The organism is Micromonospora sp. NPDC057141, from assembly GCF_042670805.1.
Lineage (GTDB): Bacteria > Actinomycetota > Actinomycetes > Mycobacteriales > Micromonosporaceae > Micromonospora.
In genome coordinates this window covers 1-9,919 of the sequence record NZ_JBHUVA010000129.1, presented here as the reverse complement: position 1 = coordinate 9,919, position 9,919 = coordinate 1, and the positions used below count along the sequence as shown (strand labels likewise).

At 69.2% G+C, this 9,919-nt stretch carries 9 protein-coding genes; 5 read left to right on the top strand and 4 right to left on the bottom strand.

Annotated features, from left to right (window positions below; translation table 11 throughout):
- Nucleotides 1-76 precede the first annotated feature (76 nt).
- From ACFT41_RS31305 to amcA, 3 genes are all read right to left on the bottom strand, one after another.
- Nucleotides 77-784, bottom strand: a complete 708-nt coding sequence (locus ACFT41_RS31305) for a hypothetical protein (RefSeq protein WP_377614090.1) — start codon at nucleotides 782-784, stop codon at nucleotides 77-79.
- Nucleotides 785-798: 14 nt separating this feature from the next.
- A complete protein-coding gene (locus ACFT41_RS31300) occupies nucleotides 799-1,644 on the bottom strand; it encodes a hypothetical protein (protein WP_377590502.1) in 846 nt (281 codons plus the stop codon).
- Between the two features lie 322 nt (nucleotides 1,645-1,966).
- A complete protein-coding gene (amcA, locus tag ACFT41_RS31295) occupies nucleotides 1,967-2,149 on the bottom strand; it encodes a multiple cyclophane-containing RiPP AmcA (RefSeq protein ID WP_377614089.1) in 183 nt (60 codons plus the stop codon).
- Between the two features lie 483 nt (nucleotides 2,150-2,632).
- Between amcA and ACFT41_RS31290 the strand changes: the two genes are divergently transcribed.
- Nucleotides 2,633-3,967, top strand: a complete 1,335-nt coding sequence (locus tag ACFT41_RS31290; protein WP_377590044.1) for a multiprotein-bridging factor 1 family protein — start codon at nucleotides 2,633-2,635, stop codon at nucleotides 3,965-3,967.
- Here the strand turns inward: ACFT41_RS31290 and ACFT41_RS31285 are convergent.
- Entirely contained in the window at nucleotides 3,964-4,620 is a 657-nt protein-coding gene (locus tag ACFT41_RS31285; protein ID WP_377590043.1) for an HAD family hydrolase, read from the bottom strand. The genes ACFT41_RS31290 and ACFT41_RS31285 overlap by 4 nt on opposite strands.
- Before the next feature lie 1,235 nt (nucleotides 4,621-5,855).
- Between ACFT41_RS31285 and ACFT41_RS31280 the strand changes: the two genes are divergently transcribed.
- The 4 genes from ACFT41_RS31280 to ACFT41_RS31265 form a co-directional block, all read left to right on the top strand.
- Nucleotides 5,856-6,743 (top strand): replication-relaxation family protein, encoded by an 888-nt coding sequence (locus ACFT41_RS31280; protein WP_377590042.1) that lies wholly within the window; start codon nucleotides 5,856-5,858, stop codon nucleotides 6,741-6,743.
- A 387-nt stretch (nucleotides 6,744-7,130) separates the two neighbouring features.
- Nucleotides 7,131-8,027 (top strand): DUF2637 domain-containing protein, encoded by an 897-nt coding sequence (locus ACFT41_RS31275; protein WP_377590041.1) that lies wholly within the window; start codon nucleotides 7,131-7,133, stop codon nucleotides 8,025-8,027.
- The gene (locus tag ACFT41_RS31270; protein ID WP_377590040.1) at nucleotides 8,024-8,425 is read left to right on the top strand and encodes a hypothetical protein; all 402 of its coding nucleotides are present in this window, start codon (nucleotides 8,024-8,026) and stop codon (nucleotides 8,423-8,425) included. Before ACFT41_RS31275 ends, ACFT41_RS31270 begins: the two co-directional genes overlap by 4 nt.
- Nucleotides 8,422-9,919: tyrosine-type recombinase/integrase (locus tag ACFT41_RS31265; protein ID WP_377614088.1), on the top strand; the 1,498-nt coding region annotated here is incomplete at its 3' end. The genes ACFT41_RS31270 and ACFT41_RS31265, both read left to right, overlap by 4 nt.

Sequence of the window (9,919 nt, the reverse complement as noted above, 5' to 3'; positions counted from 1 at the left end):
ACGCCCCGCCGACAACCCGCCGGCGGGGCATCTTCATACCCCTACAGCCGCACCGCCGATGACGGCTACATCCTCATCAAGAATGCCGGGCAACAAAGTACAGGCCGCCGATCCGGCCGCTCCAGCCGAGGCTCAGCTCACCGGCGTCCGCTTGTCGTTGTAGCACCAGGCGGGCCAGGTCCGTGAAGTACGCCTCCTCCATACCCGACACCATGAGGACGTTGCTGGCGCCGTTGTCGAAGGGGCCGAGCAGGTCAGCGACGGTGTATAGCGAGTCGACCACCACGCCGGTCTCGCTGCCGAGCAAGCCGTGCTCGGCGTAAAGCTCCAAGAGGCTCTCACGGTGCTCCTGGAAGTCAGCCCGGGACAGATAGCGGGCGATCCGGCCGGCACGCACGAGGTTGTCGTGCTCAAGGTGGGACCGTAGCTCGGCTTTGTGTGGACCAAGGCCGAGTTCGACGAGGAACGCGAGCATCTGGTCGCGAACCCGCACCAGAGCCGACCATGAGACGTTGCGGGAGTTCCATGCCCCGAGGTCGGAGATGACGACCGTCATCGGCACACCGAGATGTCGCTGCAGCTCGACCGCGCCGAGCATGACCGACAAGGTGCCGGCGGTCGGTGCATTGGTCGGGCCGAAGCCCGTCACGATCGCCAACGACTGGCGTCGGTCGGGGTGCAAGACCCACAGTGCGTCGTCGGTGTGGGTGAACCGGACAGCGGTCGGTCCAAGCCGTTCGGTCAGGATTGCTGCTGATTCGGCGTCGATAGACATGGCGGGCATGGCGGCTCCTTCGATCAGGTGAGCGTGCTCAGCAGGCGGATGGCGTGTCCGGACCGGCGGGCGCGGCGAACCAGGTCGACGGCCTCGTCGATGTCTGTCCCGCTCGCTGCGACGACGAGGGCGGCGTTGAGCTCGACCAGTGCGGTGACGGGCGTGTCGTCTCCGGGCTTGAGCGCGGAGGCCACGAGCGTGGCGTTACCGCGGTGAGTGGGCCGGTGGGCGACCGCCTGGCGCCAGGATTGGGCCGGCTCTTGTCCCTGGCGGATCCCGCAGGTGATGAGTCCGTCGGCGAGACGCGCCAGCCTTCTGGTACCGACGTCGCTGTGCTCGTCGATCATCTCGCCGGGGGACAGTTCCGTGGACGCGACGGCGCCCGTGGTGAGATCCGGCCTGATCCTCCGGAGGGTTGCTGCGGCGAGGGTGACGTCTCGGTGCGCCAGGCCCAACACGTATCCCCTGGCGCGCACGCAGATGGTGGCGATCGGCATGAAGAAGCTCGCCGGATTCAAGGCGCCGAAGACGCCGTCGTAACGAGCCGCGTAGCGCGGGCAGAAGAGGGGGTACGAGACGAAGGCGATCCCCAATCGAGCCAGCATCTCGGGAATGGCTTCCGGTCGGTCGACGGCACGGATGTCCAGCACATCCAGGATGTCGGCGGCTCCAGAAACCGCTGACACCGATCGCGAGATCCCTTTGATGACAGACGTGCCGCTGGCGGCGGCGAGGATCGCGGCGGCGGTGCTGACGTTGAAGGTCTTGAACTGCTCCTTGCCGCTGCCTGCCACGACAACGGAGCCTTCGGGCACGTCCACCGGCTGCTCGGCGTAGCCACCCAACACCTCGTCGAACTCGGTGATCACCTTCCACCACTCGGACAGCTCCGCCGGACCGAGGCGATCCGCGAGGAGCAGGTCAGCGCACCAGCGTTGCCATCGCTCATCCGCCGACGGTGAGGTGTCCCGTAGGAGCGTGTGCAGAACGTCCGGGGACCATGGGCCGGCCGGGGCGGTGACCTGTCGGGCTCTCACGCCGACCACCACGAGGCCGACATACCGTTCCGGCGAGCACCGCACAGCTCGGGACGGGACTCGCCGCGCGTGCGGCGTGGCAGCCGTACGCTCGGCCGGGTCGCGAGGTGCAAGCCGATGAATCCAGCGGCACCGGTGATAGGGGCCCGAGACATCATCGTTGCTCTTCCTTTCGCATGGTCTGCTCGAAAAGTCGCTGCCAGACGTGGTTGAACAGGGGCGGGTCAATGCGAGGCAGGTCGAGTCGCTCGGCCGTGAGCACGGGTTCAGAACGGGCCGGTCTGGTGGAGTTGTTGGCAGTCGTTGCCGTGGCATGGCGGGAGATGTAAAGAGTCATCGCCGCTGTGCCCCCACGTGCGCCGTACCGTGCTCGGGCTGGTGTGGCCGGCGGTCGGGCGCGCGACGTCGGCTGCCGGTGTGGCGGGCCCGCCGGGAGCATGGCGGGCCCGCAACCGGGAGGCGGCGAGTGGGAGAATCTCGCCGGTCACTCGCCTGCGCAGCCTCGTTGGCAGTACGCGGGCGCGGAGTCAACCTCACGGCACCGAAGCCGACCGCCGTCGTGGCATCGGGTCCGGTCGGGGCGACGCGTTGTCGGGTCGGTGCGACATGTCCACCATGAACCTCATGCCGTTGACGGGACTGGTCGGCGACCACCGAGGCCAGCCCGGAGCAGGCGGCTTCGATGTTCGGCAATAGCGAACCGTCCACGGCAGCAGACCGGTACCGTCCACTACCCGTCCAATCGCAACCAGGTGGTGACGACGCGTAGCCAGACTGGCTAGCGTGATCGATGTCGACAGGCGATCCCCGGAGGTGCGCGATGGCGGGACGGCGCTACCCCTCAAACCGGCGGCTAGCGTGGGAGAGACTCCAACGCGGTTGGTCCTACGAGGAGGTCGCCGAACGCATCCGCACCGAGATGAGCCGCGCCGGTGAGACCGACACCGGGCTCAACGCCAACACCGTCCGGCGGTGGGAGATCGGCGAGCGGAGGCCGGACCCCCGGTACCGCAAACATTTGGTCGCGATCTTCGGAAAGCCGGCCAGCGACCTCGGCCTACTCACCCCCGACGAGCTGGCCGTACGCCCGGACGAGGAAAATCTGCACGAGTTCAGGAGGTTGTGGGACATGCTCACCGGAGAGAACAACGGCAACGGTTGGGACCGCGCGTCCGTCCTGCGCGCACTGGTCGGCGCCAGCATGCTGCCCCTGGTCGCGCCCCTGCTATCCCTCGACCCGGAAGCCGCACACGCCGACGGCAAGGCCGCCGACCCCGACTCGTACCGGCAGATCGTGAGCTGCCAACGCGAGCTGTACTGGACCAGCCCGGCCCGGCCGCTCTACGAGGCTGCCTACGCCCACACCCAGCTCGGCATCGGGCTCCTTCGCGCCGCCACCGGTAGCAGCCGGACCAGTCTTGCCTCCGCTCTCGCGGAGTCCGCGCTGCTCACCGCCCGGCTCGCCTTCTTCGACCTCAGCCAACCCGCCATCGCCGAACGCTGCTACGACGTCGCCCTTGCCGCCACCCGCGAGGCCGGCGACCATGCCTTGGCCGCCGCTGTCCTCGGCCACATGGCGTTCGTTCCTGCCTTCGGCCACCAGCCGGCCAACGCTCGGCCGCTGATCGACGCTGCTCTGCAACACACTTGGCACGGCGTCAGCCCCATGGTCCGGTCATGGCTGCACTGCGTCGCCTCAGAGGTCGAGGCGCGTGCCGGAGCCGCAGCCGCCAGCCGCCGCCACATCGACCTCGCCGCAGGCGCGGTCAACGGTGACGGCACCCCGCCCGAATGGCTCGACTTCTACGACAACGGCCGCCTGCACTCGTTCGCTGGATACGCGGCCCTCGCCTGCGGCGACCACAGCGAAGCCGCCGGCCAGCTCAACCAGGCACTCGCCGCGCTCACCACCACCGGTGCCAAGCAGCGCAGCGTCGTACTCGCCGACCTCGCCACCGCTCATGGTGGCGACGGCGACCGGGCCGCCGACTACCTCAATCAGGCTGTCGACGCCCTGCAGAACGACTGGTACGGCGTCGGCCTCGACCGGGTCCGAGCCGTTCGTCCCATACTCGGCGACAGTCGACACGGCATCCTGCTGGACGAACGCGTCGCCGCCCTCACCGCCGGCCGCGCCGCGCTGCCGGGTAGTTAGCGCGCCGACTCGTTGTGCTTGCGTACGAGGTCAGGCAGCTCGGCCAGCGAGTCGAGCTGGAACAGGCACCGGTCGCTGACCTCTTTGTCGCCAAGGATGTAACCCCACGGGCCACGGCGGACCAGGGCGGTCGCGATACCCGCCTCCTGCGCCGGCCGGATGTCGTTGTCCAACCGGTCCCCGACGTAGAGCACCTGGTCAGCCGGGCAGCCTGCCTCGGCGATCACTCGGTCGAAGAACGCGGCAGACGGCTTCTCCACACCCCAGCCGTCCGAGGTGCCGATCACGTCGACCGGTAGGTCCAGGGCACGCAGGATGGTCTCCGCCCGCGCCGTCTGATTGCCGGCCAGGCCGACCTGTAGCCCCGCCTCGCGCAGCGCGGCCAGGCACGGCCGAGCATCCGGATAGAGATCCTCCTCGGTGAAGGACTCCGGCTGTCCCGCCGCCGTCCGGCGCTCCCGCTCCTCGGCCAGGTCGAAGCCCGGCCGGAAAACCTGGAACGTCTCCCGGTAGTCCAGGCCGCGAGAGATGATCGCCCCGAAGACGGCCGAGAAGGTGTGGCGCGGTACGCCGAGCCAGTCGGCCCAGGTGCCGTACTCCCGGGACTCGTCGACGATCGTCTCGCCCACATCGAAGAACACGCTCGCGATCACCCGGCGATTGTGCCTTGTGCCCCCGGGCGGATCAACGTGTGCCCCGAGCCGAGCCGCCCGGTGGATAAGTGCTGAGGTGCCGTCTGCGGCGCTGGTGGTCGTCCTCGACGATACCGACCGGGTGCTTATGAGGTGACGACATCGGGTTCATCATCGACCGCTGGGTGCGGGAATTGGGCGGCGGCCAGGCAGCGCATGGTGCGAGCCGGTCCGTGAGCGTGGCGAGGTGACCACGGGCGCGATCCGGGCGGAGCCCTTGGCAGCCCGCGTCTCATTCTATGAGATTGGCGTTCATGCGCGCCAAGATTTTTCCGCCTGTTTGGGTCGGGAGTCCGTGCTAATTGAGACCAGCGCGGGTTGGCTGGTGCTGGCGCGTCCTACTGGGTCCGGATGCATCATGATCGACTGCTGGCGATGCTGGTTGACAGGGTGCTGTCGGCGGAGGCGTACTGGTACGCACGCGACCGCGTGGCGGTCTGCCCGCCGGGTTCGATCGGCCGATCTGGTGGCGCTCCTCGTGGGCGTCGCCGGTCGTTCGGGGCTGGGGAGTGGGTGGGCCGTCGGTGGTTCTGAGTGACAGGGGGAGCGCCATGAAGGATTTTGTTCCGGCGGGTTGAGCCGACGCCCTACCCAGCCGTCGTGATGTCGGCGGCCGTGGGCGTTCCTGTCACGGGTTGAGGCGAAGCTCGCTGCCCGTGCGGCACCATGCCGCCGGCCCATCGCCATCGCTGTTCCCGCTGCACACGACCGTCTTGCTGGCGGTCGTGTCGATCCCTGCTGCCCTAATCAGCCCTCAGGTCGGCTGGTACGCCGGTCGGCGTGTTCGTTGACAACTCCACAGTGCATACCTTCCGCGGCCCGCCGCAACCGCCCGGTGTACCGCTCAGCGCGTGCGGCTGGCGCTTCCAACGACTTCGCCACGGCGTCGCGACTGTCGACGCCGTCCCATTCCTCGATCAAGGAGCTGTCTTGTTCTCCATACCCCTCATCTCTGCGCTCCGGCTTGCTGCCGGTAGCGGTGACAGATTCCGTCTCGATCCACGTTCCGGGGTCCGGGTCGGCGTCCGTGTTGAGGTCAGTCTTCAACCGGACGCCGGAACGGACCCCCTGTCGTGTCTTACACCGTAGGTCAGGCCGGCTGTCAGCGCCGTCGGCTTGTCCTGCGACAGACCCTGCCTGGTCTCGGGTCTCTCCCCCTGGGGCTGGCATCCGCATCAGGAAGGAGGTGGTAGCCGGTGGATGATCCGGTCCTTCGGGTTCAGTCCCAGCTGACCGGCCGTGACCGTGTGCTGCTGGGCTGGCTCTACGACCACGGTGTGTTGACCTCGTTCCAGATCGCGCACGCCCTGTTCCCGTCTCTGGACTTCTGTCAGCGGCGGTTGCGGACGTTGTACCGGTTGCGGTTGGTGGCGCGGTTCCGCCCCCAGCGCGCCGATGGTGGCTCGTATCCGTACCACTACGTCATCGATCAGCTTGGCGCGGAGGTCGTGGCCGCGGGTCGTGATGAGCGTCCGCCTCGGCGTGATCACGCCCGCGTCGAGCGGCGCCGCTGGACGTCCAGCCGCACCCTGGAGCACCGCCTCGGGGTGAACGGCTTCTTCACCGACCTCGCCGGCTACACCCGCACCCATCCGGAGGCCCGGCTGGGGGAGTGGTTGTCGGAGGCGGCGTGCCAGCGGTCGGGGGTGTTCACCAGGCCGCAGGATCCGGCTCTGGTGCGCGCCTACCAGCCCCGAGTACGTCCGGACGGCTACGGCCTATGGGTTTCGGGTCGAACGGTGGTGCCGTTCTTCGTGGAGTACGACACCGGTGGCGAGCCGCTGCCGGTGCTGATCCACAAGCTGGTCGGCTACCGGGAGTGGTTCGCCGCGATGGGGCGGGCGTGGCCGGTGTTGTTCTGGCTGCATTCCGCCGCCCGGGAACGCAACCTGCGCCGGATGTGGGCCGAGACGCCGCCGCTGGTGCCGGTGGCTACCGGTGCCCGTGACCACGCCACGGCGGCGGGCCTGTGCCCGGCTGAGGCGGTGTGGGCGGTGGCCGGCGACGGCGGGCAGCGGTCGACGCTGGCTGACCTGTCGGCCTGGGTCCTCGACGACCGTGACCCGACCAGGGAGGCGGCATGACCGACAACGCTTCACCGGACCCCTTCATCGTGCGGTCGGCGGGTGAGACGGCGACAGTCCCGAGGTCGTTCTGTCACTGGGCTGTCAGCGTCTTATCGGAGGCTGCTGACAGACCGGTGACAGCCCCAGGCAGCCCTGACAGCGAGCGGGTGGAGGTATCGTCCCGGCGCCCGCGTGGCCGGTCCGCGGACCGGCCCCGGACCGAGCCATTCACGCTCCTGGTCCGGCACGCCGGGGCCGTCCGTCCGCTGCTCCGGTCCGCAGGCGCGGGCGGACGGGGCGTGTTGGTGGTCCGGCCGGGGGAGGTGGGCGGCCACGACCGCACCCGGTGACTCGGACGCTCGTCCGGGACGGAACCCGGTGGAGGGTTTCGTTCAGGTCGTGATCATGTTGGCGATTGGTGGGGCGGCGGGTGCGGCCAGCTTCACCCACGTCCACAACGTCGCCGCCGCGCACGGGCAGCCGGGGTGGTTGGCGTGGGCGGACGCCATCGTGCTGGAACTGATGTCGATCGCCTCCGGCCTGGAACTGCGCCGCCGCAAACGAGCCCAGGTCTCAACAGTGTTCCCGGCGGCGGTGTTGGCCTGCGCGGTGACGTTGTCGCTTGCGGCGCAGGTCGTGGAGGCCGAGCCGTCACCGATCGGCTGGACCGCCGCGGCCGTGCCGGCGCTCGGCTTCCTGGTCATGGTCAAGATCGCCCTCGGCTACACCAACACCCCACCCGAACCCCCACCAGCCGGCACGAACCCGTCCACCGTCCGACCGGCGGATCAGCCCATCGCCGCCGCAAGCCAGCTTCCGGCGGACCGCATCGACGCCCAGCCCACCCTGCCGACCGGGGACCGGCGTCTGCCCGCGCGGACCGTCTACGGCACCAGCAACGACCACCCGCACACCGGACCGGACCACCCCCGGACCGGGAGACCGGTCCGCCAGCGTCGGCCGTCGCGGCGCGGACCGTCCACCCACCCCACCGACACCGAAGCCCTGCTCCTGGTCGCCAGACGCGCCCAGGAGGACCTCGCCGCCGAGGGCCGGCCGCTGACCCGCGCCGCCCTGGCCACCGCACTCCGCGCCACCGGTCACACCGTGTCCAACACCCGCGCATCCCAGCTACTGAAGATCCTCAAAGCCGACCAGGCCCCACCAGCCCTCACCACCGGCCAGCAGACTCCCGAACCCGCAGGCCGTAGCACCCCGCCGACAGCACCAGAATCCGCCACACCTACCACCGCGCGTACCTCTGCACCGCTTCCACCGCAGTCAGGAGACCCCACCCCATGAACGCCCACACCAATCCGAACCATGACATCCGGCCAACCAACCCACACCCGCCAACGGCAGAGCCGTGGACCGTCGAGCGGATCCGCGCGCTCGGCGCCGCCACCACCCTGCCCACCGCCGCGGCGGTACTCGGTATCAGCCGGTCCCAGGCCTACCGCCTCGCCGCCACCGACACCTTCCCCACACCACTGATCCGCGCCGGGACCCGCATCATCGTCCCCGTCACCGGCCTTCTCCGACTCCTCCTCCTCGACCACCCCACCATCCCGGATCCCGACGGCGGCCGGCGACTTGATCCCGTCGGGGTGTCGAGCGTGGATGCAACGACCCCGCCACCAGCGGACTACACCCGCCACCGCTGGCGGCACCACGTCGAGCACCCCGGAGACGACCAGTGAAAGGCTCCACGTTCAAACGCTGCGGCTGCCGCGACACCACCACGGGCCGGCGGCTGGGACGCTCCTGCCCTGATCTGCGCCGGCCCGGCGGCGGCTGGTCCCGCAACCACGGACAGTGGCACTGGCAGATCGACCTACCCGCCCGCGCCAACGGCACCCGCCGCACACTGCGCCACGGCCCCTACCCCACCCAAACCGACGCCGACACCACCCTCGACCGCATCCGCGCCGCCCTCGCCGTCCCCGACCCCACCGACCCCCACGCCACGACCAAGACCGGCGACCTCATCGAAACCGCCGTCAAGACCGGCGCACCCGTCCCCACCCCCGACCAGGTCCGCCGGACCCTCCACCTCGACATCACCCCCACCGAACTCCCCACCATGGCCGACTACCTCACCGACTGGCTCGCCGGCCGCCAGAACATCAAGAAGGGCACCGTCCGCTCCTACGAAGGACATATCCGCCTACACCTCATCCCGCACCTCGGGCACCTGCGCATCGACCGGCTCCGCCCCGGTCACATCGACGCCATGTACGAGGCCATCGCCGAACGCAACACCACCATCACCACCCTCCGCGCCAGCCGCGACCCCGCTAAACGCGACCAGGTCAAGAACCAGCGGGTCGTCGGACCGAGGACCACGCACCTCATCCACGCCACCCTCCGCAAGGCCCTCAACGACGCGATGCGCCGCCACCGCTACCTCGACATCAACCCCGCCCTGCTGGTCGAGCTACCCGCCGCCCGAGCACCAAAGCCCACCGTCTGGACCGACCAACGCGTCCGCACCTGGCGCGACACCGGCAACACTCCCAGCCGGGTCATGATCTGGACCCCCGAACACACCGGACGATTCCTCGACCACACCCACGACGCGAACGACCGCCTCTACGCCCTCTACCACCTCATCACCTTCACCGGCCTACGCCGAGGCGAAGCCTGCGGCCTGCACTGGGACGACCTCGACCTCGACGCCAACACTCTCACCGTCCGCTGGCAACTCGTCCAACACGGCTGGGCCACCACCATCGACACCCCCAAAACCACCGACAGCGAAGCCACCATCGCCCTCGACACCGAAACCATCACCGTCCTCCGCACCCACCGCGCACGCCACCACCGCGAACGCCTCGCCGCCGGAGCAGCCTGGACCAAGACCGGACTCGTCTTCACCACCCCCACCGGCGGGCGGCTCCATCCCGCTGACGTCACCGACCACTTCCACCACCTCGCCACGCAAGCCGAACTACCACCCATCCGCCTACACGACCTCCGCCACGGCGCCGCCACCATGGGCCTCGCCGCCGGAGTCCACATGAAAGTCATCTCCAACCGACTCCGCCACTCCAACCCACACTTCACCGCTAAGTTCTACGGCGCCGTCCTACCCGAACTCTCAGAGGGCGGTCTGGAGATTCTTGAGTTGGTCTATGCGTTGAGCCCGGTTGGTGGTCTTCCGGCGGGTTTGTTGTGGGTCTCTACCGGTCGAT